The organism is Phyllobacterium trifolii (assembly GCF_014192095.1).
GTDB classification, from domain to species: Bacteria; Pseudomonadota; Alphaproteobacteria; order Rhizobiales; family Rhizobiaceae; genus Phyllobacterium; species Phyllobacterium trifolii.
The window spans coordinates 233,150-257,845 of record NZ_JACHXN010000003.1 but is presented as its reverse complement, the minus strand read 5'-3'; the positions used below and the strand labels follow the sequence as shown (position 1 = coordinate 257,845).

The 24,696-nt window shown below is 57.9% G+C and carries 22 protein-coding genes; 12 read left to right on the top strand and 10 right to left on the bottom strand.

What is annotated here, in order from left to right; all coding sequences use genetic code 11:
• Positions 1-43: 43 nt before the first annotated feature.
• The 5 genes from FHS21_RS31460 (at position 44) to FHS21_RS06175 (ending at position 3,859) form a co-directional block, all read left to right on the top strand.
• The gene (locus tag FHS21_RS31460) at positions 44-337 is read left to right on the top strand and encodes a DfrB family trimethoprim-resistant dihydrofolate reductase (RefSeq protein ID WP_183661506.1); all 294 of its coding nucleotides are present in this window, start codon (positions 44-46) and stop codon (positions 335-337) included.
• A 192-nt stretch (positions 338-529) separates the two neighbouring features.
• Positions 530-1,870: a site-specific integrase gene (locus FHS21_RS06190; protein ID WP_246410857.1), complete on the top strand. Its 1,341-nt coding sequence runs from the start codon at positions 530-532 to the stop codon at positions 1,868-1,870.
• Between the two features lie 344 nt (positions 1,871-2,214).
• A complete protein-coding gene (locus FHS21_RS06185; protein ID WP_112527454.1) occupies positions 2,215-2,460 on the top strand; it encodes a YMGG-like glycine zipper-containing protein in 246 nt (81 codons plus the stop codon).
• Positions 2,461-2,810: 350 nt separating this feature from the next.
• The gene (locus FHS21_RS06180; RefSeq protein ID WP_112527452.1) at positions 2,811-3,275 is read left to right on the top strand and encodes a mobile mystery protein A; all 465 of its coding nucleotides are present in this window, start codon (positions 2,811-2,813) and stop codon (positions 3,273-3,275) included.
• The gene (locus FHS21_RS06175; protein WP_112527450.1) at positions 3,275-3,859 is read left to right on the top strand and encodes a mobile mystery protein B; all 585 of its coding nucleotides are present in this window, start codon (positions 3,275-3,277) and stop codon (positions 3,857-3,859) included. Before FHS21_RS06180 ends, FHS21_RS06175 begins: the two co-directional genes overlap by 1 nt.
• Before the next feature lie 179 nt (positions 3,860-4,038).
• Here FHS21_RS06175 and FHS21_RS06170 read toward each other — a convergent pair whose 3' ends face one another.
• Positions 4,039-5,097 (bottom strand): LacI family DNA-binding transcriptional regulator, encoded by a 1,059-nt coding sequence (locus tag FHS21_RS06170; protein WP_112551588.1) that lies wholly within the window; start codon positions 5,095-5,097, stop codon positions 4,039-4,041.
• A 219-nt stretch (positions 5,098-5,316) separates the two neighbouring features.
• On the opposite strand from FHS21_RS06170, the gene FHS21_RS06165 reads away from it, so the two are divergent.
• The 5 genes from FHS21_RS06165 (at position 5,317) to FHS21_RS06145 (ending at position 10,724) form a co-directional block, all read left to right on the top strand.
• Complete coding sequence (locus FHS21_RS06165; RefSeq protein WP_112528065.1) at positions 5,317-6,306, top strand: autoinducer 2 ABC transporter substrate-binding protein; 990 nt, start codon at positions 5,317-5,319, stop codon at positions 6,304-6,306.
• Positions 6,307-6,376: 70 nt separating this feature from the next.
• Positions 6,377-7,885, top strand: a complete 1,509-nt coding sequence (locus tag FHS21_RS06160) for a sugar ABC transporter ATP-binding protein (protein WP_112527446.1) — start codon at positions 6,377-6,379, stop codon at positions 7,883-7,885.
• A complete protein-coding gene (locus FHS21_RS06155; RefSeq protein WP_112527444.1) occupies positions 7,878-8,873 on the top strand; it encodes an ABC transporter permease in 996 nt (331 codons plus the stop codon). Before FHS21_RS06160 ends, FHS21_RS06155 begins: the two co-directional genes overlap by 8 nt.
• Positions 8,870-9,865: an ABC transporter permease gene (locus FHS21_RS06150; RefSeq protein ID WP_112527442.1), complete on the top strand. Its 996-nt coding sequence runs from the start codon at positions 8,870-8,872 to the stop codon at positions 9,863-9,865. Before FHS21_RS06155 ends, FHS21_RS06150 begins: the two co-directional genes overlap by 4 nt.
• Before the next feature lie 4 nt (positions 9,866-9,869).
• Positions 9,870-10,724 (top strand): sugar phosphate isomerase/epimerase family protein, encoded by an 855-nt coding sequence (locus tag FHS21_RS06145; RefSeq protein ID WP_112527440.1) that lies wholly within the window; start codon positions 9,870-9,872, stop codon positions 10,722-10,724.
• Here FHS21_RS06145 and FHS21_RS06140 read toward each other — a convergent pair.
• Genes FHS21_RS06140 through FHS21_RS06125 form a run of 4 tightly spaced genes read right to left on the bottom strand, consistent with a single transcriptional unit; the run spans position 10,717 to position 14,061 of the window.
• On the bottom strand, positions 10,717-11,499 hold the full coding sequence (locus tag FHS21_RS06140) for an ABC transporter ATP-binding protein (protein WP_112527438.1): 783 nt from the start codon (positions 11,497-11,499) through the stop codon (positions 10,717-10,719). The two genes, FHS21_RS06145 and FHS21_RS06140, sit on opposite strands and share 8 nt — an antisense overlap.
• A complete protein-coding gene (locus tag FHS21_RS06135; protein ID WP_112527436.1) occupies positions 11,496-12,296 on the bottom strand; it encodes an ABC transporter ATP-binding protein in 801 nt (266 codons plus the stop codon). Before FHS21_RS06135 ends, FHS21_RS06140 begins: the two co-directional genes overlap by 4 nt.
• Positions 12,293-13,093: an ABC transporter permease gene (locus FHS21_RS06130; RefSeq protein ID WP_246410855.1), complete on the bottom strand. Its 801-nt coding sequence runs from the start codon at positions 13,091-13,093 to the stop codon at positions 12,293-12,295. The genes FHS21_RS06135 and FHS21_RS06130 overlap by 4 nt, the downstream gene beginning before the upstream one ends.
• Before the next feature lie 11 nt (positions 13,094-13,104).
• Entirely contained in the window at positions 13,105-14,061 is a 957-nt protein-coding gene (locus tag FHS21_RS06125) for an ABC transporter permease (RefSeq protein ID WP_376772070.1), read from the bottom strand.
• 156 nt (positions 14,062-14,217) lie between these two features.
• On the opposite strand from FHS21_RS06125, the gene FHS21_RS06120 reads away from it, so the two are divergent.
• Both FHS21_RS06120 and FHS21_RS06115 read left to right on the top strand, forming a co-directional pair.
• Complete coding sequence (locus FHS21_RS06120; RefSeq protein ID WP_112527430.1) at positions 14,218-14,478, top strand: antitoxin; 261 nt, start codon at positions 14,218-14,220, stop codon at positions 14,476-14,478.
• Positions 14,475-14,879 carry a type II toxin-antitoxin system VapC family toxin gene (locus FHS21_RS06115; protein ID WP_112527428.1) on the top strand — a complete coding sequence of 135 codons (405 nt, stop codon included), beginning with the start codon at positions 14,475-14,477 and terminating at the stop codon, positions 14,877-14,879. The genes FHS21_RS06120 and FHS21_RS06115 overlap by 4 nt, the downstream gene beginning before the upstream one ends.
• Before the next feature lie 7 nt (positions 14,880-14,886).
• Here the strand turns inward: FHS21_RS06115 and FHS21_RS06110 are convergent, their stop codons facing one another.
• The 5 genes from FHS21_RS06110 to FHS21_RS06090 form a co-directional block, all read right to left on the bottom strand.
• Positions 14,887-16,503 carry an ABC transporter substrate-binding protein gene (locus FHS21_RS06110; protein ID WP_112551584.1) on the bottom strand — a complete coding sequence of 539 codons (1,617 nt, stop codon included), beginning with the start codon at positions 16,501-16,503 and terminating at the stop codon, positions 14,887-14,889.
• 13 nt (positions 16,504-16,516) lie between these two features.
• On the bottom strand, positions 16,517-17,644 hold the full coding sequence (ppaT, locus tag FHS21_RS06105; protein ID WP_246410853.1) for a pyridoxamine--pyruvate transaminase: 1,128 nt from the start codon (positions 17,642-17,644) through the stop codon (positions 16,517-16,519).
• A 208-nt stretch (positions 17,645-17,852) separates the two neighbouring features.
• Entirely contained in the window at positions 17,853-18,731 is an 879-nt protein-coding gene (locus FHS21_RS06100) for a transglutaminase family protein (protein WP_112527424.1), read from the bottom strand.
• 12 nt (positions 18,732-18,743) lie between these two features.
• The gene (locus tag FHS21_RS06095; protein ID WP_112527422.1) at positions 18,744-21,140 is read right to left on the bottom strand and encodes a circularly permuted type 2 ATP-grasp protein; all 2,397 of its coding nucleotides are present in this window, start codon (positions 21,138-21,140) and stop codon (positions 18,744-18,746) included.
• A gap of 22 nt (positions 21,141-21,162) precedes the next feature.
• Positions 21,163-24,498: a transglutaminase family protein gene (locus FHS21_RS06090; RefSeq protein ID WP_112551583.1), complete on the bottom strand. Its 3,336-nt coding sequence runs from the start codon at positions 24,496-24,498 to the stop codon at positions 21,163-21,165.
• Between the last annotated feature and the right edge of the window lie 198 nt (positions 24,499-24,696).

Below are 24,696 nucleotides of genomic sequence, written 5' to 3'. Positions count from 1 at the left end.
CAATACCGGACTGATTGAACGATTGCGCGATCTAGCAGCTGACATGCCGCGGACCGTCACTTCTGACGCATTGAATGACGCTGCCAATGCCCTCTCCACCCTCAAACCAGAGGGCGAGCAGATAAGCGGGGAGGCAGCGGAGCGCCGGTTCAAGCTCGGTGACCGCGTGCGCAAGATCAAGGGCTCATCATGGCAAGGCGTAGTCGTAGGCTTCTACAGCACCAAACTGACGCCAGTAGGATACAACGTTGAAAGTGAGCGTGAACCTGGGTCAGTCCAGCTTTATCCTGAAGCTGCCTTGGAGCCGGTGGATAGCGGGGATAAGACGCATGAATAGCGCCCCTGCGCCAGGAACCTACACTGAAGATACGCCCCTGCGGCTTGATATAGCGGCAAGGATAGCATTCCCTGACGGCTCGATCGGCCCGCCCGGATTGCGAAAGGAACGTGATGCAGGGCGTCTTGAGACGGAAATGATCGCCGGGAAAGAGTTTGTCACCCTGGCGGCAATCGCAAGGATGAGAGAACTATGTCGCGTAAGTCGAAAGGAGCGCGCATCGAATGGCGCGACGAGAGCAGAAAAGCCGATGGCTCGCTTCGCAACCGCGCAGGCTGGTTCATCCGGGATGGATCAAAGTTCATCAGCACTGGCGGCGGCGAGACGGATCGCGGAAACGCTGAGAAAGCCCTCGCGGCCTACATCGCCGAAAAATACCAGCCATCAAGAGAACGGGGACGTGATTCCGCTGCGATCCTGATTGCGGATGTCGTTTCCGTATATCTGACAGAAGTCGCGCCGAAACACTCCAACCCGCATGAAACCGCTGCTCGGCTCGACAAGGTTCTCGACTTCTTCGGCGACAAGAAACTCGACCAGATCAATGGTCATCTCTGCCGAGCCTATAACGATTTCCGGCGGGAGAAGTGGAACGCCGAGAAACGCCAGTTTGTGAAGGACTGGAATGCATCTGTCGAGGCCGAGCTGAAAGCCGGTGTTAAGTCACGGCGCAAGATAAAGCCCGAATGGGAAGATCAGGACGTCACAGCGGCAACACGGCGCCAGCTTGAAGATCTCCGATCCGCAATCAACTATTACAAAGATGAGGGATACGCGACGGTAGCACCGACGGTTTGGCTGCCTGAGAAGCCCGGTGCCCGCGACCGCTGGTTGACCCGTGCCGAAGCGGCAGCTCTCATTCGTGCCGCATGGCGCATGACGCAGTCATGGAAGGGGCAGGAGTCGAAGCGGCGTACCGGTCGGCACCTTGCGCGGTTCATCCTCATTGGCCTCTATACGGGCACGCGTAGCGCCGCGATATGTGGCGCAGCGATCCGACCAACGATCGGGACCGGCTATGTCGACCTCGATCGCGGTGTGTTCTACCGGCGCGCGCCAGGCACGAAGCAGACCAAGAAGCGGCAGCCGGCAATTCCGATTCCGCAAAGATTGCTTGTTCACCTGAAGCGCTGGCGCGACATGCCAGCTGATCTAAACGATCCAGAAGGGCCAAAGATTTCACAAAGCTATGTAGTCGAGTGGAACGGTAAGCCGGTGACCAGCGTCAAGAAGAGCTTCCGAGCGGCATGTAAGGCTGCCGGGCTTGGCGAGGATGTGATGCCCCACATTCTCAGGCACACCGCTGCAACCTGGATGATGCAGGCCGGTGCGGAAGTATGGGAAGCAGCCGGGTTCCTTGGAATGACCGTCGAGACGCTGGTAAACACCTATGGGCACCATCATCCAGATCATTTGCAGGAAGCAGCCAACGCGATATCCTCCCCACAGAAACCCCACAGAAAAGCCGGAAATAAAGCAGAACATACGGCTTCGAACGTGACGCCAATTACAGTAAAACGGCGGGTTTCGTAGAAGCGCCGACCGTTCGGGACGACGGGGTCGGAGGTTCGAATCCTCTCACTCCGACCAGTGAAAACGAGTAGCTGGCTACCTCTTCCCAAATCCCACAGCAGCGATTGTTCATTTCCGCCAGCGTGGGGCGCGCCATTGGCTGGATCGTCAACCCTTTCACCGCTCGTACTACGCTAACCTTCAAACGCCTCAACTGGACGCGGATCGCCAAGACATGGCCCACTGCGCTGCGGATTTCAGCACTATTGCCTAACGTGGTTTTTGCGACGTAAGATATTTACGGCTTCGCTATTCCAGCGTGGGGGCCAAGCAAGATTGTGGAATCGCAAAGGGGGATTGTTGATATGCGAACATTAATTGCTGCTGTGGCGGCATTGTTTATGCTTTCGGCCTGCACGACGACAGAAAAAGACCTCAGTATTGGCACGGTGGCGGGCGCAGCAATCGGCGGAATCGCTGGTGGCGGCAGAGGGGCTTTGATTGGCGCCGGGGCTGGCGCTCTTGGCGGACTGTTGGTTCGAAATCTGCGAAACGGCAACTGTCAATATCGTAACAGTCGCGGTCATATTTATACAGCCCGTTGCAGGTAGTCCCGATAACGGGGGGTATCTCTCAGCCACTCTGCTCCAAGCTGCCTAAACACACTTCATCAAGACTTTGACGCCCCGCTTCGGTGGGGCGTTATTCGTTCACGCGGCCAGTAGTTTGATATCCGCCGCTGATACGCTTTTGGTCCGGTCAAGCGCGTTGTCACTCGTGCAATGCTTGGCTTTCCTGCAGGCTGCGATGCGAGCTACGTATATCGATTGATATCCATTTTGAGATAATATGGATATCAATTAATATTCCTAGTATGCCTATTTGCATATTAATGTATTGACTTTTTTATGATAATGTATATCAACTGATATCTTTCTGCGCGGATGATAAGGCAAATAGCATGAGTGTGAAAGACACAGCAAAGCGTCAATATAAGAAATTGGTCGATACTGCGTTGCGGCAAATAAGTGCCCTCCGCGTTCCCCCTGAAGGGTGGATTGCAACGGTGCGTAAGGCATTGTCCATGAGCGGTCCACAGCTTGCTAAAAGAGCAGGAATCACTAGAGCCGCCGTTTATCAAGCCGAACGAAACGAACGTGATGGCGCTATTACTCTTAATCAAATGGAGAAAATGGCACGAGCGCTTGGAGGAAAATTTGTCTATGCCATTGTTCCCAATGGAAAGGTGGAAGACGTCATCCGGGCGCAGGCATTACGAAGAGCGGAAGGATTGGTAAGGCGAGCAAGTTCCCATATGGCTCTAGAACTACAATCCCTACCACCAGAGGGCACCCAAACCGAGATAGACCAACTCGCCGACGACCTTATCCGCCGTATGCCTACTGACTTCTGGGAAAGCCGTTAGTGTTTCGAGAACCAGACGGCGCAACGCCGCTTGATCCGGATGAAATCAACGGCCTTAAATTCAAGCACGTTACAACGCGCGGCGAACTCGATGAGTTAGAACAGGCCAACATTGAGCAAGGTCTGTTATGGCTGGGGAGGAGGCGCGGCGGCGATATTCTTACCGATAGTTTCATCCGAACCTTGCATATCCGATTATTTGGGGATGTTTGGAATTGGGCCGGCACTTATCGATTAACCGAAAAGACTATTGGCATTGATCCGCTTCAAATCCCAGTGCAAGTCCAAATGCACCTTGATAATGCCCGTTACTGGGCCGATCATAGTGTCTTTCCTCCGTTGGAGGCGGCAGCACGTTTCCATCACCGTTTGGTGCAAATTCATCCATTTCCAAATGGCAACGGACGGCATACGCGCATTGCCGCGGATGTATTTCTGGAAGACTACTTCGATCACGTTCCCATTGAATGGGCGAATGGCTTTGATCTACAGGCCGATAATGAGCGTCGGGGTAGCTACCTCCTGGCTCTACGAAATGCCGATGCCGGGAACTTTGGCGCGCTTCTCGCTTTCGTCGGCGGTTGACTGATATTGACCCTGACGTACAATACGGCTCGCGATTAGTGAGTTTAACGGGATGATCATCACGATCATCGGCATCCGGACTTTTAAAGTGCTTTACCGCCAGCTTAACCGAAACAAGGGGAATTTCGACCAGCCTTCAAGCATTCCGATTATTATCGTCGTTTCAATCAACGAAGCACCTACGCTATATCCTTGATGGCGTCGAGCGGTCCCTTGAGTGCGGTGCGTGGCGGCACAAGTTCCGGCTGAATGAGGTAAGTCTGCACTGACGGACGGCTCTCCGCCATGATCTCGAACGCCTTCGTGATCATCCCTTCGATATCCTGACGGATCATGATAACCGGGAACGGCAGAAACGATCCGAATGGATCGTAGTCATAGCAGCCAACCACGATATCCATAAAAGCTTCATTCGGATGCTGCGCCATGAAACGCAGAAGGCCTTCGAAATTGATGGACGAATTGATGAACAATCCTCGCGGCAGCTTCCCTTCCCGCTCGTAGAAGCGTTCGAAAGCAATCTGCGCCATGTTGGGGGAGTAGCCGGTCGGTTCTATGCACTTGTCTGAATCGCCCTGCATCAGCTCGCGCTTGATGGCGCGAAATCCGCGAATACGTTCCCGGCTCGCGTGATCGTCGCGCCCGCCAAACAGATAGAGTTCGTCGGGGCCAAGTTTCAGGTCTTCGCTGAAATGGCGAATGATCGCCTCCGTCAGCATGCGCGCACCCTGATAATTATCGCTGATCACGGAGGGCGCCTTGCTGCCTGGCAGATCGATGTTGACGTGCTTGAGGCCGGACCCGATGCAGACGGCATGTACACCGTCAGGATCGGTGGCGCCCGCCACGATCAGCTCGTCAACGGAATAGGAAATCAGCGTTTCCACTGTTCGCCTTTCCTCCTCCGGATCACGGCAAGCACTGACGACGATGGGGCACTGTCCGCGGCTGCGTACGTGCGCCTCGAATGACTGTGCCATCGATGAGAAATAGCGGTTGTCGTGAACCGGCAGCAGAAGGCCGACAAGGCCAGACCTCGAACTCCGCAATCCCCGTGCTTGCAGGTTAGCGGTGTACTGATGCTGATCGGCCAGATCGCGTATCAGTTCAGCTGTACTTTCCTTGATACGGCGCTTGCGCCAGGTGCCGTTGAGAACCGCGCTGACCGTCGATGGCGAACTTCCGGAAAGCACCGAAAGGTCGTAGATCGTCGCCTTTTTCTTCGGCTGATGTTCCATGATTTCTCCTACCGCCAAACACCGCTTGACGAAAGTGGCAAACTAAATGATATTCATTGCACCATCGATTGTGCAAAAATGCAACATCGGTGGTGCAGACATCGCAGCGTGAGGAGGCGGTGATCGAGCGCGGGTTTTCCAGGGCCATTCCGGTTCTGCCAATGACCGCCGCCCGATTGGATGTTAAGCTCCCGTGGGGAGCACATGGAGGAGGAAACAATGAAAAGATTTGTAATCGCCGCCGTTGCGGTATCGCTGTCTTTGGCAGGCGCCTTCACGGCCCTTGCTGCCGACAGCGGCAAGGTTGGAATTGTCGTCAAGATCGGCGGTATTCCATGGTTCAACGCCATGGATGCAGGCATCAAGGAACAGGGCAAAAAGCTCGGCGTCGACGCTTTCATGGTTGGGCCGACAAGTGCCGATCCAGCGCTCCAGGTTCGCGCCATCGAGGATCTGATTGCGCAAGGCGTGAAGGTCATCGGCGTTGTGCCGAACGATGCCAAGGTTCTGGAACCGGTGCTCAGCAAAGCCAAGGAAAAGGGCATCATCGTCATCACCCACGAGTCGCCGAGCCAAAAGGGCGCCGACTGGGATTTCGAACTCGCCTCAGCGACCGGTTTTGGTGAAGCGCATGCCAAGCTCCTCGCAGAAAAGATGGGCGGCAAGGGCGAATATGCCGTTTTCGTTGGATCTCTGACTGTTCCCCTGCACAACGCATGGGCTGATGCTGCCAACGAATATATCAAGAAGAACTATCCAGACATGAAGCTCGTCGGCGAGCGCTACGGCGTTGCCGAGGACGTGGACAAGAGCCGCTCGACGGCGCTCGATCTCATTTCGGCGCATCCCGACCTCAAGGGTTTCCTGGCATTCGGCAGCCAGGGTCCGATCGGCGCGGGTCGGGCTATCGAAGAACGGCGCAAGACCGGCGAAATCTTCGTGCTGGGACCGTTTTCGCCGGGCCAGGGACAAAAGCTCATTAAGTCCGGTGCCATTTCCGGCGGTTTCATGTGGAATCCGAAGCAGGCAGGCGAAGTCTTTGTCACGCTTGCTGACAAGCTGATGAAGGGTGAAAAACTGAAAGATGGTGACGATATCGAAGGTCTCGGTGTAATCCACCCTGACGTCGAGAACCACAACATCATCGTCGACCAGCTTGTGCCGATCAACAAGGAAACCGTGGCCGATCTGGCCAAGATGGGTCTTTGATCAGCACTCGTTCTGCTGCCGGTGCGATTGCACCGGCAGCGTCAAGTCTCCGATTTTGACAGGCACTATAATGGCGGACATTCCGGGCACGGGCGCGAAGCCCCTCTTGTCGTTGCACAATATCAATATGACCTTCGGCGGCATCAAGGCGCTCAAGAATGTGAGCTTCGAAGTGCTGCCGGGTGAAGTCCATTGTCTTGCCGGCGAAAATGGCTCCGGCAAGAGCACCCTCATCAAGATCATAACCGGCGTCTATCGTCCGGAGGACGGCGCCGTCATCGAATATGACGGGCAAACCTATTCGCATATGTCCCCCGTCACTGCCCAAGCCAATGGAATTCAGGTGATCTGGCAGGATCTTGCCTTGTTTCCTGAAATGACCGTTGCGGAAAACATCGCTTTCCAGACCGTGATCGGCCGCTGGCCGCGGTTCGTCAACTATCGCACTATGCGTGATATCGCGGTCAAAGCGCTCCAGCGCCTTGGCGTCGCACTGGATGTCGATGCACCGCTCAAGGACTATTCGATTGCGCAGCGCCAGATCGTTGCTATTGCCCGCGCGCTGGTCGGCGAAGCGAAGCTCGTTTTCATGGATGAACCGACAGCTTCCCTGACGCAGTCCGAAACCGATCATCTGATTGAGATCGTGCGCTCGCTGTCAGCTTCCGGTGTCGCAGTGGTGTTCGTCAGCCATCGTCTGGCCGAAGTATTGGAAATCTCCAACCGACTCACTGTGCTGCGTGATGGCGCCCTGGTCGGCGTTTACCCCGTGGAAGGAATGACGCAGTCACGCGTTACGGAACTCATGACCGGCAAGAATTTTGATCAGCAGGTGCGGGCAAAGTCAGTTCGCGACAATCCGGTCGTTCTCGAGGTCAAAAGACTTTCGCGCCCGGGACAATTTCACGATATTTCGTTCAACGTACGCAGCGGTGAAACGCTCGGCATAACCGGCCTGCTGGGCGCAGGACGAACGGAACTTGCGCTGGCGCTCTTCGGCATGCTCAAGCCCCGGTCCGGCTCTGTATCGTTGCATGGCAAGCCGGTCCGCTTTTCATCGAACCGCGATGCGATCAAGGCGGGGATCGCGTATCTCTCCGAAGACCGCCTGTCGCTCGGGCTCATTCAGCCGCAATCGATCGCCGACAATCTGGTGATAGCCTCCCTCGATCGCATCAAATCCGGCGGGCTCTTGTCCGATGACCGAAAACGCCAGCTGGTTGCCCGGTGGATCGCCGATCTCGGCGTGAAGATCGGCCGGCAAAGCGATGCGGTCTCGACTCTCTCGGGCGGCAACCAGCAGCGGATTGCGATCGCCAAATGGCTGGCCACTGACCCGAAGCTCCTCATCCTCGATGCGCCGACCGTCGGCGTCGATGTGGGCGCGCGCGCCGGCATCTTCGAAATTGTGGCCAAGCTCGCCGAGAGCGGCCTTGCCATCATCCTGATCTCGGATGAGGTTCCTGAAGTCTATTTCAACGCCGACAGAGTCCTGCACATGGCGCAAGGCCAGATTGCCGGATGGTTTGATCCGCAGTCGTGCAGCCTCCAGGACATCGAGGCCGCCGTCTATGCGTAAGCTCGTGCAATCCCACGCCACCGAATTTGCGCTGCTCGCCGTCATAGCGGCCATCTGCGCGGTTCTTTCGCTGACCACGGACAGTTTCTTCTCCCTGGGCAATGCATTCGATCTTTTGAACACGAGTTCCGTCAACATCATCTTTGCCGTCGGGCTTCTGGTCGTGCTGATTGCGGGCGGCATCGATATCTCGTTCGCGGTTGGCGCGTCGGTCGTGCAATATGTTACGGCCCTGATCCTTGGCTATATTGGTGGCGGCGGCTGGATGAGCGGGCTCCTCATCGCCGGCAGCCTCGGCATATTGCTCGGAGCATTCAACGCCTTCCTGATCCATCGTTTCCGCATCATCTCGATCGTCGCCACCATCGCCACCTTTAATATCTATTTCGGGCTGCTGATGTTCTTCACGCAGGGCGTATCGATCTACGATCTGCCCGATTGGCTGACTGACAGGGTGGTGCTGTTCGAACACGAGATGGCCGATGGAACGTGGGCGGAGATAACCTTGCCCGTCCTTGTCATGGTAATCTGCGTCGCTGCGACATGGCTGTTCATAACCCGAACCACGACCGGGCGGCAGCTATACGCCTTCGGTGATAATCCGGAGGGCGCTCGCCGCTTCGGCATCAATATCGGCGCCATGCAATTCATCGCGTTCGGATGGCTCGGAATGATGGCTGGAATCGCCGGTTTGATCCAGGCGCATTATGCGCAGGAGGTCGTGCCGAACGCACTGTACGGCCGGGAACTCGACGTACTGGCGGCGGTCGTCCTTGGTGGCGCGAGGCTTGGCGGCGGCAAGGGATCGGTTCTCGGCTGCGTCCTTGGCGTCCTTCTTATCGCCATCACCCAGAATGGATTGAACCTACTCGGCGTATCGCCGTTCGCCTTCAAGATGATCGTCGGCGCTATCATCCTCGTCGCCATTACGCTGTCGAACACAAGCATCGAAAAGTTGTTGCCGTTCATGCGAGGAGCCCGCCGATGAACACGGCCGTCACCCGCATCAAAGAGTTTCTCGGCCCCGAGATAGCGGGGCCGGGCCTGGCCTTCGTGGCCGTGATGCTGTTCTTCAGTCTCGCGTCTCCGCAATTCCTCAGCTCTGCAACGTTCGGATCGGTGGCGTTCCAGCTGCCTGAACTCGGCCTGCTCACCCTCGCAATGTTGCTTCCGGTTTTGACCGGCGGCCTCAACCTCGCAATTACTTTCACGGCGAACCTCGCGGGTCTGACTGTCGCCTGGGTGCTTCAAGTCAATGGCGGTGTGGACGCAGGCATGGCTTCGTTTGTTCTTGGATGCATCCTGGCAATCGCCGTGGGCGCTGCGACAGGTGTCGTGATGGGTCTGGTGATAGCCTATACGCGCGCTCATCCCATTCTCGTCTCGCTGTCGATGATGATCTTTGTTCGTGGTCTCGGTGAGTTCTTGACCCGTGGTGGCGATATTTCAGGCTTTCCGGCTTTCCTGCAGCCAATAGGTCACGGCAGCCTCGCCGGCATTCCCATACCCCTCCTGATATTCATCGTGTGCGTACTCGTTTGGCATGTACTTTTGACGCGGCTGAAGCTCGGCTTCAACACCTATATGATTGGCTCCAACATCGACGCGGCGCGCTATTCCGGGGTCAACACCCGCAAGGTGCTTGTGCTGGTCTACACCCTCTCAGGCGCCATGTCTGCGGTGGCAGGCATCATCATGCTGGCACGTTTTAATTCCGTGCGCGTCGGCCATGGCGAGTCTTACCTTTTGATCACCGTGCTCGCCTGCTTCCTCGGCGGTGTCAATCCGTTCGGCGGGTTCGGACGTGTGATTCCGGTTTTCGTCGCCCTGGTGGTGCTCCAGCTTCTCTCGTCGGGGCTCAACCTCATGGGAGCCAACCAGCATCTGGCAACGGCAGTCTGGGGAATCCTCCTGATCGCCGTCATGATCCTGCGTTGGCTCGCCGCTCAGCTCATGATCTTCAATCGCAGAAAAGGATAGGAAAATGTCTGTTCAGGGATTTGGCGTTCACACCAGCATGTGGACGATGAACTGGGACCACGCCGGTGCGGAGAAAGCCATTGCGGCAGCGGTGAAATACAAGATGGATTTCATCGAGATCGCACTGCTCAACGCTCCGGCCGTCGATGCAGCGCATACGCGCGCGCTTCTGGACAAGCATGAACTGCCGGCAGTCTGTTCGCTCGGGCTGCCCGAATCCGCCTGGGCCTCCGTTCGTCCCGACGCTGCAATCGAACACCTCCGGGTCGCCATCGACAAGACCGCCGAAATGGGCGCCGTGGCGCTTTCAGGCGTGATCTTTGGCGGCATCGGCGAGCGGACAGGCGTGCCGCCGACGGAAGGCGAATATGAAAACATAGCGAGGGTGCTCACGGCGGCGGCGAAACACGCCAAAAGCCGCGGCATCGAGCTCGGCGTCGAGGCGGTCAACCGCTATGAAAACCATTTGATCAATACCGGCTGGCAGGCGGTGCAGATGGTCGAGCGCGTCGGCGCCGACAACATCTTCGTCCACCTCGACACCTATCACATGAACATCGAAGAAAAAGGCGCTGCCAATGGCATCCTCGATGCGCGCGAACACCTGAAATATATCCACCTTTCCGAGAGCGACCGGGGAACGCCGGGCTACGGCAATTGTCCGTGGGACGAGATTTATGCGGCGCTTGCGGCCATCGGCTTCAAGGGCGGACTGGCCATGGAAAGCTTCATCAATATGCCGCCTGAAGTAGCCTACGGCCTGGCGGTGTGGCGTCCCGTCGCCAAGGATGAGGCAGAAGTCATGGGTAATGGCCTGCCCTTCCTGCGCAACAAGGCGGAGCAGTACGGTCTCATCTGATCAATCGGGGCACGGCATCGATCAACACCCGCGTCGCTTCTGCTTGCGGCGCGGCCAGCACCCCTTCCGTGGTGCCGTTTTCGACGATACGGCCTTCATCCATCACGATCATCCGGTCCGCGAATGCCCGCACGACGGCTAGATCGTGCGAAATGAAGAGATAGGCGACCCCGGTCTCATCCTGCAGATCTAGGAGCAGGTTGAGAATTTGCGCGCGTACTAAAACATCGAGTGCCGATACCGGTTCGTCGAGCACGATGAGATCAGGCTTGGTGAGGATTGCCCGGGCGATAGCCACCCGCTGACGCTGGCCACCGGAAAGTTCGAGCGGCAAACGTTGTTTGAACCCGGTGCCAAGACCAACGCGTTCGAGAATAGCGTCAATGGATGCGTCAAAGTCCTTTGGTTCGGCGAGTCCATGTATCCGCAGGGGATCTTCCAGAATGCGGCGGACACTGGCGCGCGGATTGAACGCAGCCAGCGCATCCTGAAACACCATCTGAAATTGCGGACGCATGCGCCGCAGAGCCTCGCCATGCAACCGCGTGATATCCCGCCCATGAAGTTGGATCGAACCCGCCTCCGGGTTTGCAAGCCGCATGATCAGCCGCGCCAGCGTCGTCTTGCCGGAACCCGAAGCACCGACAACGGCCAACGTTTCACCACGCGCGATCGTGAAAGTCACATCCTTCAGTCCCGCCGCGCCGCGATCGCCAAAGCGCCTGGCAAGATTTTTGACCTCCAATACCGGCAATACACGCGAGGTTTCCGTCATTGCAGCTCGCTCGCATCGATCTCGGCTAATCGCTTACGGCGTGGCGTATCCAGCCCGATATGCGTTGCGATCAAAGCTTTCGTGTAAGGATGCTCCGGTTCGCCAAGCACCTTGCTGGCCGAATCCCACTCCACCAGCGTGCCGTTGTAAAGCACGGCAATCTGGTCGGCCCGCTCGGAAGCCAGCGCAATATCGTGCGTGACGAACAGCAGCGTCAGGCCGCTATCGCGCACAAGTTCATCGAGCAGATTGACGATATGTCTCTGGACGACGGTGTCGAGCGCGCTAGTTGGCTCGTCGGCGATGAGCAGTGAGGGATTGCCCGCCAACGCTGCGGCAAGCGCGATGCGTTGCTTTTGTCCGCCGGAGAACTCATGCGGATAGCTGTTGAGCCGCGAGAGTGCCTTTGGGATACGCACACGATCCAGTAGCTCCACCGCCCTGACGCGCGCCGATATCCAACCTGTCCCCTCATGCGTCATCACCACTTCGGCGATCTGGTCGCCTATCTTCATCACCGGGTCGAGACTGCCGCTCGGGTCCTGAAACAGCACGCCAATGTCCTTGCCGAGCTTTGGCGCATGCGAGAATCCTGGAAATTCTATTGCACCCTCTGTTCTTGCCGATTTGGGCAAGAGGCCTGCAATGGTCATGGCGAGCGTGGACTTTCCCGAGCCGCTCTCGCCAATCACCGCCAGCCTACCGCCCTTGGCAAGATCGAAAGATACATCATGCAAGGCAGCGGTCTGACCATAGTTAACTGAAAGATTCCGGACACGCAGGTAAGTCTCTGTCATGGCTGCAATCTTTCGGTTCGTGACAGCCCTCGCCCAAGCAAATGTACGCCCAGAACAGTGACCACCAGAGCGATACCCGGCACGATTGAAAGATATGGCGCGGCCCGCAAGACTGTGCGGCCCTCGGCAATCATGCTGCCCCAGGTCACCCGGTTCGGGTCGCCGAAACCGAGGAACGACAGTGCAGCTTCGATGAGAATCGCGGCGGCGACGGAAATGGCAGCAAGCGATGCGGTTGGTCCGAACGCATTGGGAAGCACTTCGCGAAAGGCGATTTCGAGCGGGCGCATGCCGAGTGTGCGCGCTGCGGCAACAAAATCGCGCTCGCGCAGTGACAGCACCTCGGCCCGCGTTACGCGGGCTGCCTGTGTCCAGGTTCCAAGGCTGATGGCAAAGATCAGCGTCGGAACGCTTGGGCCAGTGACGCTGATTGCTGCCAGGGCCAATAGGAATGCCGGCACGGTCTGGAATGCCTCCGTCATGCGCATCAGCACCGTGTCGGCAAGACCACCCAAATATCCGGCCAGCGTGCCAACGACGCTGCCGACAATCAATGCAACGGCCGCAGAGAAGCAGGCGACCAGCAGTGTCGTGCGAGTGCCATGCAACAGCCCGGCAAAGACGTCGCGGCCAAGCCGATCGGTACCAAGTATGTGTGCACCGGATGCGGAGGGGCGCAGCATAGGCTCGCCGGTAATCGCCAGAGGGTCACCCGGCGCGATCCATGGCGCCAGCAGTGCCATTAGGACAAGGGCCGCGAGCACGATTGCGCCTGCGCGTCCTTCCCAGTTCAGCATCCGCCAAACTCTCATCGCCCAACCCTTAGGCGCGGATCAAGCTTGCCATAGGCGAGATCGACGAGGAGATTGACAATGATCACCGTGATGGCGCTGCACAGTATGACCCCGAGCAACAAGGGTGTATCGCGGCGCGCCACTGCTTCTGCCGCCAATCGGCCGAATCCCGGAATAGCAAACACACTCTCCACCACGACACTGCCGCCCAGCATCGCCGCCGCCTGCAAGCCAAGCATGGTAACCACCGGCAAGACTGCGTTGCGCGCCACATGCCGCCAAACGATCCGCCCCCGGCTCAACCCACGCGCTTTCAGTGCGTTGACGAAGGGATCGCGCCAGATTTCGCTCATCCGGTCGCGCATCAACCGAAGATAAAGCGCGAGGTATACCATGGCGAGCGAGGCAACCGGCAGGATCAGATGCGCGCCGATATCGGCCACGCGTGCAAGACCTGTCTTCCCGGACGCAACTGACTCAATGCCGCCGATTGGCAGCCAGCGCAGATCGACGGCGAAGATCACGATGAGCACAAGACCTAGCCAGAAGCCCGGAACCGCATAAAGGGCGAGCGAACTGGTCGACAAAAAGCGGTCGCGAAACGATCCAGGATCTGCTCCGGCGACGACACCGAGCAGCGATCCAAGGAAGAAGGCAAGCGCCGTGGCCACGCCCATGAGCATCAATGTGACGGGCAAGCGTTCCAGTATGACCGAGGCAACAGGCCGTTCGAAGGCTGTGGACCAGCCAAGATCGCCTCGGGCGAGCGCCGATGCGTAGGCCTTGAAGCGGTAAGCTGGGCCTTGGTCTAGGCCCCATTCCTGGCGCAGTCGTGCAATCTGCTCCGCGTCCATGCTGCCGGATCGCGCCACATAGGAATCAACGGCATCGCCGGACGCCGCCTCAAGCAAAAGGAAGCTCCCAACCAGCAGCACGAACAGAACCGGAAGCGCCGTTGCGAGACGTCTCAGGAAAAAGGAAACGAGAGGCGGCAAGGAGAACTCCGGCTGGCGCGAATACCCGTTGAGTCTAGAGGGATTGCCGGGGAAAAACAAACGAGTTTGCACGAACAGACTAAGTCGTATATACACGTTAGTATATACGCTTCTCGCTTACAGGATGTGCACATGCCGCAGATTGCAAAAGTGTTTAACTCCGGCAATTCGCAGGCCGTTCGCCTGCCGAAAGAATTCCGCTTGAATGTCGACGAAGTTGAAATTTCTCGCGAGGGCGACGCGCTCATCCTGCGTCCCCACAAGACTGGCAAGGAGGCCTGGAGCTCGCTTAAAGCGGCTCTCGACCATGGTTTCAGTGAAGACTTTTTTGGTGATGGGCGCGAGCAACCACCCGAACAGGACCGGCCAGAACTGGACAACCTGTTCAAATGATGCGCTATGTTCTCGATACCAACGCCGTCATTCACTTGGTCTCGCGGAAATCGGACACTTTGGTCCGCCTCATTCTGGAAAAACGCGAAGGGGAGATTGGTATCCCTTCGATTGTCGCTCATGAGCTTTACTTCGGCGTCTATAAAAGCCAGAAAATTTCCTTCAATCTGGAAGCTCTGCGCCTGCTTCTCACTGATTTTCCCATTCTGGAATTCGATCAGGAAGACGCACGCGTATCGGGAGAGTTGCATAGCGCACTCGCTCAAACCGGTGCGCCGATAGGGCCTTATGATGTGCTTATCGCAGGGCAAGCGAAAGCCCGTGACTTGACCGTCATTACCAACAATGTACGCGAGTTCAAAAGGGTGGACGGCCTGAAGGTCGAAGACTGGACAGCCTAGGTTTCCACTACCCCTTCAACCACACATCAGCCCAATTCGAAACCGCCCAGCGCGGATTGTTCGAGACATTCTGCACGCTGTCGCGCGCCACGGTGATGAAGGAGAATTCGGCGACATTGATCAGCGGCAGGTCGTCCGCGACCTTCTTCTGCAACTCTTTGTACAGCCCGGCACGCTTGTCGGCATCGATCTCGGAGGCGGCATCCTTGATCAGCTTGTCGACTTCCGCGTTTGCATAACCATACTGGTTGGAGAAAGGCACGCCCGCTGGCAGGCCGCTTTCGAGCAGGATCGTCGTCGAGATCGCTGGATCGGAACGATAGACCGGCGTCGCGACAGTAATGTCGAAATCATGATCCGTGTAGACCGCCTTCAGATGCGCAGGCGTATCGTTGCTGACGATCTGTGCATCAATGCCGATCTTGGCCAGCGCCTGGCGAAGATAGTCGCCGAATTGCTTGGTTTCATTGAAGAAAGGCGCCGGCAGCAGCTTCAGCTTGAAGCGGTTGCCGTCCACACCGCGTTTGTAGCCAGCCTCGTCAAGCAACGCCTCCGCCTTCGCAGGATCGAAGACGTACTTGGTGACATCAGATTCGAAAAATGTCTTGTCGTAAGCTGGCACCGGCCCCGTCGAGGACTTCGCGTAGCCCAAGAAGATCGTCTTGACGACGAAATCATGATCGATCGCATGCGCCAGTGCCTGACGCACCTTGACATCAGCGAGTTCCTTGCGGCGATGGTTGATTTCGACAATCAACTGATAGGTAAGTCCTTCATAACCGTTAGAGTACACCTTCAGCCCGGGCACCTTGGAGATGCGTTCGAGGTCCGCGAGCGGAACGGCGGAGAATGCCGCGAGCTGGATCTCCTCGGCTTCGAGCGCATTGCCTGCCGCCGCGCGGTCTGGCAGGAACTGATAGACAATCTCGTCGAGGAACGGCTCGTCCTTCCTCCAATAGGCGTCGTTGCGCTTGAGCAGGTAATATTCGCCAGGCTTGTATTCGCCAAACTTGAATGGCCCGGTGCCGACCAGTTTTTGATTGGCCGGATTCTTGGCAATATCCGTGCCCTCATAAAGGTGCTTCGGCACGACCGAGGTGACCACAGGCAGGGCGTTGCGGATGAGCTGGAATGGCGTCGGGTGGGAAAATTTGAATACAACGGTGTGATCGTCCGGCGTCTCGACACTTTCGAGGTTCTTGAACACCACCCGTCCCAGATTCTGCAGCTTCTTCCAGACTTCCAATGCGGAAAACGCCACATCCGCAGACGTGAATGGCTTGCCATCGTGCCAAGTGACCCCTTCGCGCAGTTTGAACGTGGCGGTAAGCCCATCGGCCGATCCTTCCCATGAGGTTGCAAGTCGCGGATCAAGACCATCCTTTCCATCATAGGACTGCTCGGCCAGCGGCTCGATGACCTTGCTGGCGACGAAGAACACACCATTTGAAGCGACGATGGCGGGATTGAGATTTGCCGGTTCGCTATCCCCGGCAACGACGAGACGTCCGCCTTTTACAGGCGTAGCAGTCTGCGCACGAGCCCATTCGGGCAGAACCATCATCGCTCCGGCACTCGCGGTCGTCGCGAGAAAACTCCGCCTGTTCAATAAGATACGGGACATTGTTGCAATCCTCTCAATCAGCAGAAAATGGTTCGGATAGAATCCCGCTCAACGCGGCAATGAATTGTCGAGCGAAGTCAGGCTGTGCCGAAGCGCCCATATGGCCAACACGGAGCACCTTGCCCGCTGTCTCCCCGCGCCCGAGCGAGACAAGAATGCCATGGTCGTGCAACAGGCGATCGCGCAGCGTCACATCGCTGATGTTTTCCGGCACCTTGAAAACGGTCGCCGTGGGAGAGCAGAAAGCTTCTTCCTTTGGCCACAAGGGCAGCCCGAGCTCGAACAGGCCCTTTCGCGTGATCGCTGCGGTCAGCGCATGGCGGGCCCACACGTTTTCGGGGCCCTCCTCCACATAACGGTCGAGCGCGGCGTTCAGCGCATAAATCTCGCCAATGGAAGGCGTAACAGGAAAAGGCTTTCCAGGTTCCGATGCATCCTTCCAGGCAAGGAGGCTGAGAAATGAGTTTACCGGCGCGTCCGGATTGGTTTCGATCTTCGCCCAGGCACGGTCGCTCATCGCAATCAGGCTCAAGCCAGGCGTGCTACCAAGACATTTCGACGGCGACGTGATGAAGATGTCGGCATGCGCTTCCTGGGGATGCACGTTCATGCCGCCGAAGGATGACACGGCATCGACGATGAGGTACGCGCCATGCTCAGCAGTGATCGCACCGATTTCGCCCAAAGGATTGAGCGTGCCGGACGGCGTATCATGGTGGCATAGCGCCATAACCGAGATATCCGGCCGCTTTCTCAATACCTCGCGAATCGCCTGTGGATCGATAACATCATCATAGGGTACGGCGAGCTCGATGACTTCCTTGCCATAGCGTGATGCCCAGATGGCAAAACGTTTGCCGTAAGCACCGGAAACAAGATTGAGGACGACATCGTTTTTCGAAATCAATGCGCCTGCCGCCGCCTCGATACCAAGAATAGCCTCACCCTGCATGATCACCGGAGCAGCATCGCAGCGAAGCGCCTGACGCAGCTTTTCGGTGACGTCCGCATAGAAGATTTGAAATGCCGGGTGATAGTCATAGAGCACCGGCGATCCCAGCGCCGCAAGCACTTCGGGATAGGCGGGAACAGGACCGGTGGTGAGCATCAAGGGCGGAATGGGAAGCATGGTGCAGACCATATTCTCGGGATTTCCAGAAACCAAGAAAAACCGTTTTAATCATCCTATCCGGTCAGCAAATTCATTGTGCGTGGTTCGACAAGCTCACCATGAGGGAAGTGGGCTGGTTTGCAAGCAATCGGTGATGTTGCAGTGTAATCTCCCTGCGATACGCAGCATCCCTCATGGTGAGCTTGTCGAACCACGCACAATGATTCCTGCCATCACCTCACTCCAGCGGGATCACATCGACAGACTGCTTCCCCTTTTGCGAGCCGCTTGTCTTGAGCACGCCCACAATGGGTGACACATCGGAGTAGTCGCGGCCATAGCCAATGGTGATGTGATCGTTCCCCGCAACCATATCGTTGGTTGGATCCAACTCCTGCCATCCGGCTTCCCGTCCGCACCATGCGCGCACCCACGCGTGCATCGCGTCAGCGCCCTCCAGCCGCTCCTTGCCCGGCCGCGGGATTGTTCGCAGAAAACCGCTGACGTAACCGGCCGGAATGCCCAGTCCGCGCAGTCCTGCAATCATCACGTGGCTGAAATCCTGGCACACACCCGCCTTCAGATCGAATGCCTGACGCGCCGTCGTGCGCACGTCTGTCGCGTCACCGTCATAGGTGAAGTCCGCATGGATGCGCTTGTTGAGATCATTGACCACTTCCATCACCGTCCGCGCATCGACAAGGCTTTGCGCGGCGTAGGCCGTGATATCCGGGTCGATCGCTGCATGAGCGCTCGTGGCCAGGAAATGGTGCGGCGCATCGGCGGCAATCGACCAGACGCTGCGTATCTCCTTCCGAAGTCCGGCAAGATCGGGCGAAACATCGAGCATATTCTGCGGCCGCGTCACATTCACCCGTGCCATCATCGTCACATCCAGCGTCTCGTGCGGATTGCGATAGACGATCGAGGTCACGCTGGTGGAGAAAAAGTCCGTAAATTCGGAGCGTTCCGCCGAAACCGGATCGAACGAGAGGCTGGAGGCGACAATGCGTTGAATACCGGGCATCGCCTGCGGCATGACCCGGATGTGGTGCCGCCCACCCGCAGCGGACCGCTCGTAGTCGTAGTGAAGATGAAGGCGGATATTGTAGAGCATACTTACAAGCCTTCACGCAAAATATGTATCAGAGATCATATTGGAAAGATTGCCCAATTCGAATTCTATTGTCTCGAGCTTCTCAGGTGTTAGGTCGTTTGCCTCCATAATCGCAAGCTCCGTATGCAGACGCAGCACTTCCTTGGAAAATAAAGGCATATGGGTGCCCGTATCGCGCGCCGGCAGCAGACCAAACTCCGTCTTAAGCGCGTCGAGCTGGAAGATGATCGAGCGCGGATTGAGTGGATCGAGTCCCAGGAGGTCAAGCACGCTGAGACGGCCTGAATAGACGCTGTACTGGCGCCGATGGGTCATGACACTGTCGCCTATCTCGAGCAGCATTTCCAGCGCACCCTCGGCCGCATCATCCCGCGACAGCGTCGCCAGAATGCGCGTCATCTGGATGCCACGCTCCAGGCGGCGGCCGATTTCGAGGAAGCGCCATCCGGTGAAACGATACATGTTTTCATGCACGAGGCCGGAGAACCCGGCGAGCTTGCGCAGGATAATCGTCATGGCACGCGTGGCGTCATCGCCCGGCGAAACCGCATCGTTAAAACGGTGAATCGTTTTCGACAGGTCGCGCAATGCCAGCCAGCCATCGGGTGAGAAGCGGTCGCGGACGCGGCCTGCGCTGAGCATGGCGCCGTCAATGGAGCGCTGTAGTCCCTTTGGAATCGCCGTATCGAGATTGACGCCAAGCGGCTTCAGGTAGGCGCGCATTTCCACTAGAAGCGGAATTTCCATGTTGGCCGCTTCGGCATAGCGTGCGTGGCAGGCGCGCAGGATCCGCGCTGTCCCTTCAGCGCGTTCTATATAGCGCCCCATCCACATCAGATTTTCGGCAGCGCGGCTAGGCAATGTGCCCGGCACGTTACGCCTGAATGTGTCATCCTCGCGCGGCAGCAATGTATCCTTGGGAACGGATCCACTGCTTGTGATCCAGACATCGGCAGCCTGCCCACCCCGCTGCATGGCAATCGCCGCCGTGTCCATCGTACGTCCAACCCGGGCAAAGCCCCCTGGCATGAAACTCCAGCCATCCTTGTGGCGTGCCGCAAAAACGCGCAGCACGAATGGCCGCGGTTCCAGCTTGCCATTGACATAGACTGGCGTAGTCGAAAGCTTGACTTTTTCCTGGCCGACCAGTCCGCGCCCGTCCTTCTCCAGCCGGGCGAGAAGAGCAGCCTTCGCATCGGCATCAAGCGATGAGCCAAGCATTGTCGCGTCCACATCCTCGAAAGGAAGGCGCGTCGAAAGTGCCGGGCCAACCATCATCTGGTCGAGCCGGTCCATGACATGCTTGCGTTCCTTTTCCTGCCCGCACCACCAGGTGGCGATGCTTGGGAGCGCGAGATCGCGATTATGCAACGCTTTGGAAATTGCCGGCAGAAACGCTAGCAGCGCACGCGTTTCGAGTATCCCCGAGCCGAGCGCGTTGACCAGCGAGACCGATTGCTGACGGAGTGCGCCGACAATGCCGGGCGTGCCGATCCACGAGTCTGTTTTAAGCTCGAGCGGGTCCATATAAGCCGCATCCATGCGCCGCCATAAAACATCGATAGGCTTGAGACCGGAGACCGTGCGCACCATCACCCTGCCCTTGCTGACCGTCAGGTCATCGCCTTCCAGAAGCATGAAGCCGAGATACCGGGCAATATACGCATGTTCGAAATAGGTCTCGTTGTTGGGTCCAGGTGTCAGGATCGCGGCACGCCCCTGCGGATCAGTGACGAGGCTTTGCAGCGAATCGCGGAAATCCTTGAAGAACCCCGCCAGACGGTGCACGTTCATGGCGCCGGAAATATCCGAAAGTGCGCGTGTCGTCGCCACCCTGTTTTCGAGCGCGAAACCGGCGCCGGAAGCTGCCTGCGTGCGATCACCTAGTACCCACCACCGGCCATCAGGCGCACGCCCAAGTTCGAATGCGCAGAAATGCAGGAAATGGCCGCTCGCCGGTTTTACGCCTGCCAGCGGATGCAGGAATTCCGGATTGGACGCAATCAGATCAGGCGGCAATATTCCATCGCGGATCAGTTTTGTCTCGCCATAGATATCCGCGACGATCTCCTCCAGGAGGTCGGCTCGCTGTGTGAGACCGGCGGTGATCGACTGCCAGTCTGCCTCATTGATCAGAATCGGTATATGCGCCAGCGGCCACTCGCGTTCCTGCGTGCCGTTCTCATCGTAGACGCGGTAAAACACACCGGCATCGAGCAAGTACTGGTTGGCGCGGGCAAAACGTGTCGCGAGCTTTTCAGGACCAATCTGGTCGAGCGTATGGAGCAGCGTTTCCCAGCCCGGCCGCACCGCGCCCGATGGATCGATCATCTCGTCTGCTACATCAGGCAGGGGCTTATAGCTTGCAAGCAGGCCAGGAAGCGACTTGGCTTTGTTCACTTGTGACATTGTCGCTTTTCGGTACCTGTGTTCATACCCGCGGCCTTCGCAGATCAAGCGTCATTGGAAACTCGGGCGCAGGCTGTTCCTTTCTGAGCTCATATGCTCCGGCCGTGTGCCCACGCGCCTCAAACCGGGTAAGCCTGCGTGCTTCCGCCTCGTTTGAATTCACCGGAAACGTATCATAGCTGCGGCCGCCCGGATGTGCGACATGATAGACGCAACCGCCGACGGCACGTCCTGACCATTGATCGTAGAGGTCGAACACCAGCGGCGTATTGACCGGGATCATCGGGTGGAGGCCGGATCGCGGCTGCCATGCCTTGTAACGGACACCGGCGACGGCGGTGCCTTGCACGTCGGTCATTTTCAGCGGCACTTCGCGACCATTGCATGCGACGCTGTGGCGGGCAGGATTGAAGCCTTCGACCTTGACCTGAAGCCGCTCGACAGAGCTATCGACGAAACGCACCGTACCGCCAATCGCGCCCTGCTCTCCCATGACGTGCCAAGGCTCCAGCGCCTGGCGCAGTTCAAGCTTGACGCCTTCGTTCTCGATTTCGCCGCAGAATGGGAAGCGGAATTCGAGCTGCGCCTCGAACCATTCCGGGCGGAAATCAAAGCCGTTCTGGCGCAGATCGGCCAAAACATCCAGAAAGTCCTGCCAGACGAAGGCCGGCAGCATGAAACGGTCATGCAGCGTGGTGCCCCAGCGCACAAAACTCCCCTCGATAGGCGTGTTCCAGAACCGCGCGATCAATGCTCGCACCAGCAATTGCTGCGCGAGGCTCATACGGGCATTGGGCGGCATCTCGAATCCACGAAACTCGACCAAACCCAGCCTTCCGGTCGGACCATCCGGAGAAAACAGCTTGTCGATGCATATTTCCGAGCGATGCGTATTGCCCGTCACATCGACCAGCAGATTGCGGAACAGGCGGTCGACGAGCCAAGGCAGCGGCGGCGTGCCCTTGCCGGGTAGCGGCACCTGCGCCATGGCGATCTCGAGTTCGTAGAGGCTGTCGTGGCGCGCTTCATCGAATCGCGGCGCCTGGCTGGTCGGCCCGATGAACATCCCCGAGAACAGATAGGACAGCGAAGGATGGCGCTGCCAGTGCAAGACCAGGCTCTTCAGCAGATCTGGGCGGCGCAAGAACGGACTGTTGTTCGGCGTTTCGCCGCCGACCACCACGTGATTGCCGCCGCCGGTACCGGTATGGCGGCCGTCGATCATGAATTTGTCGGCGCCAAGCCGAGTCTGCCGCGCCTCTTCATAGATCGCCGTCGTTATCTCGACGCATTCGCGCCAGTTCGACGCCGGGTGAATATTCACCTCGATGACACCGGGATCTGGCGCAACGCGAATGACATTGATTCGAGGATCCTGCGGCGGGCCGTAACCTTCGATATGGACCGGCACCCCCAACCTTGCCGCCGCAGCTTCCGCCGCGCCAACAAGTTCGAGATAGTCTTCCAGCGCCTCCACCGGCGGCATGAAAACGCTTAATCGGCCATTGCGCGGTTCAACCGAAATGGCTGTGCGCACAGCGCCACCGATTTCACCTAGCTCCTGTTCGACACGCTCCTGCTGCGTGCCCTCGGCCGCAGTGAACGAGGCCACAGTCTGCGGCGCGTCTCGTGCAGCAAGTCCAGGCTGAGCAGCCGGATCCTGCAGCGGGCCGCGTTCGACAGATGGGTCGACGGGCACGATAAACGGATATTCAGATGGGGGAACATGCGGCAAGGAACCGAGCGGCAGGCGATAGCCAACAGGCGAATCGCCCGGCACCAGAAAAAGCTTGCCACGGCGCGTTGTCCATTTCTCGCTACGCCAGCGCGGCCCTGCGGCAGCCTGGCTGTTCCAGCGCTGCACGGGGAGAACAAAGCCTGTCGGTTCCGTCAAACCGCGCTCGAAGACGCGGGCCATGCGACTGCGCTCTTCCGGATCCTTGAGCTTGGAATTGGAAGGATCAACGTTGGCAGGCAGATTGCCTTCCTTGACGATCCATTCGGCCGGGTCTTCGTAGGCAGGCGTGACCATCTCGTTCTCGACGCCGAGTACCTCGGCCATGCCGGTCAGAAGCTTGCCCGCATCGTCCGGTTTGATCTTTGCCACGCTGTTCTCGGCTGCGATCAGATCCGGATTGACCCAGATCGGCTTGCCGTCCTTGCGCCAGTAGAGGGAGAACGTCCAGCGTGGAAGGCTTTCGCCGGGATACCACTTCCCCTGCCCGTAATGCAGGAACCCGCCCGGAGCGAAGCGCTCGCGCAGGCGGCGTATGAGTTTGTCGGCCTTTTCGCGTTTGGTTGGGCCGACAGCATCGGTATTCCACTCGCCAGATTCGAAATCGTCGATCGATACGAATGTCGGCTCGCCGCCCATCGTCAGGCGCACGTCGCGCTCTTTGAGGAACGCGTCGACCTTGTCACCGAGTGCATCCAGCGCTGTCCAGGATTCATCGGAGAATGGCTTGGTGATGCGCGGGTGTTCGGAGACGCGTGTAACACGCATATCGAAGCCGAATTCGACATTCGCGGGTTCCGCCATCCCCGAGATCGGCGCCGCATTGCGATAATGCGGTGTGGCAGCAAGGGGCACGTGGCTCTCGCCAGTCAACAGACCGGACGTCGGGTCTAGACCGATCCAACCTGCACCCGGCAGATAGACCTCGCACCAGGCATGGAGATCGGTGAAATCCTGGCTCGTGCCGGTGGGCCCGTCCAGCGAAACAAGATCGGGCTTCAACTGGATCAGATAACCGGAAACAAACCGCGCCGCGAGACCAAGATGGCGTAACGCCTGTACCAGTAACCAGCTCGAATCACGGCAAGAGCCTGTACGCACGTCCAGCGTCACTTCCGGCTCCTGCACGCCGGTTTCCATTCGAATGACATAGCCAACTTCGCGCTGGATACGCGCATTGAGATCCACGACGAAATTCACGGTGTTTGTCGGCGTGCGATCGACAGTCGCAAGAAAATTCGAGAGCAGCGGACCGATCGGGTCCGGTTTCAGATAGATCGAAAGGTCATCTTTTATGTCGTCAGGGTAAGCGAAGGGCCAAGTCTCGGCGACGGGTTCTACGAAAAAGTCGAATGGATTGTAGACCGTCATGTCGGCGATGAGATCGACTTCGATCTTGAGTTCCGTCACCGGCTCCGGGAAAACGAAGCGCGCCAGGAAATTGCCGTAGGGGTCCTGCTGCAGATTGACGAAATGATTGGCCGGACTGACCTTCAACGAATGGCTGAGAACTTTGGTCCGGGAATGAGGCGCAGGTTGCAGGCGGATCACTTGCGGCCCGAGCATGATCGGGCGGTCATATTTATAGTGGGTCAGGTGATAGACTGCTGCGTGAATTGCCATGTCGCCTCAAATTTTTTTCTGAAATGCTTGTCCCGAAGAACCGTAGCCTACTCCACGACTTTGTTAAATGTCCCTGCCAATTATTTTAGCACGGAAAAAGTTTGCCGCATAAACGGGCTTGGCCACACAACTTGGAACGCCGTTGCGACCTGACGAATGCAACCCTGCATTCGTTGCCGCCAGGACAGATCACAGTCA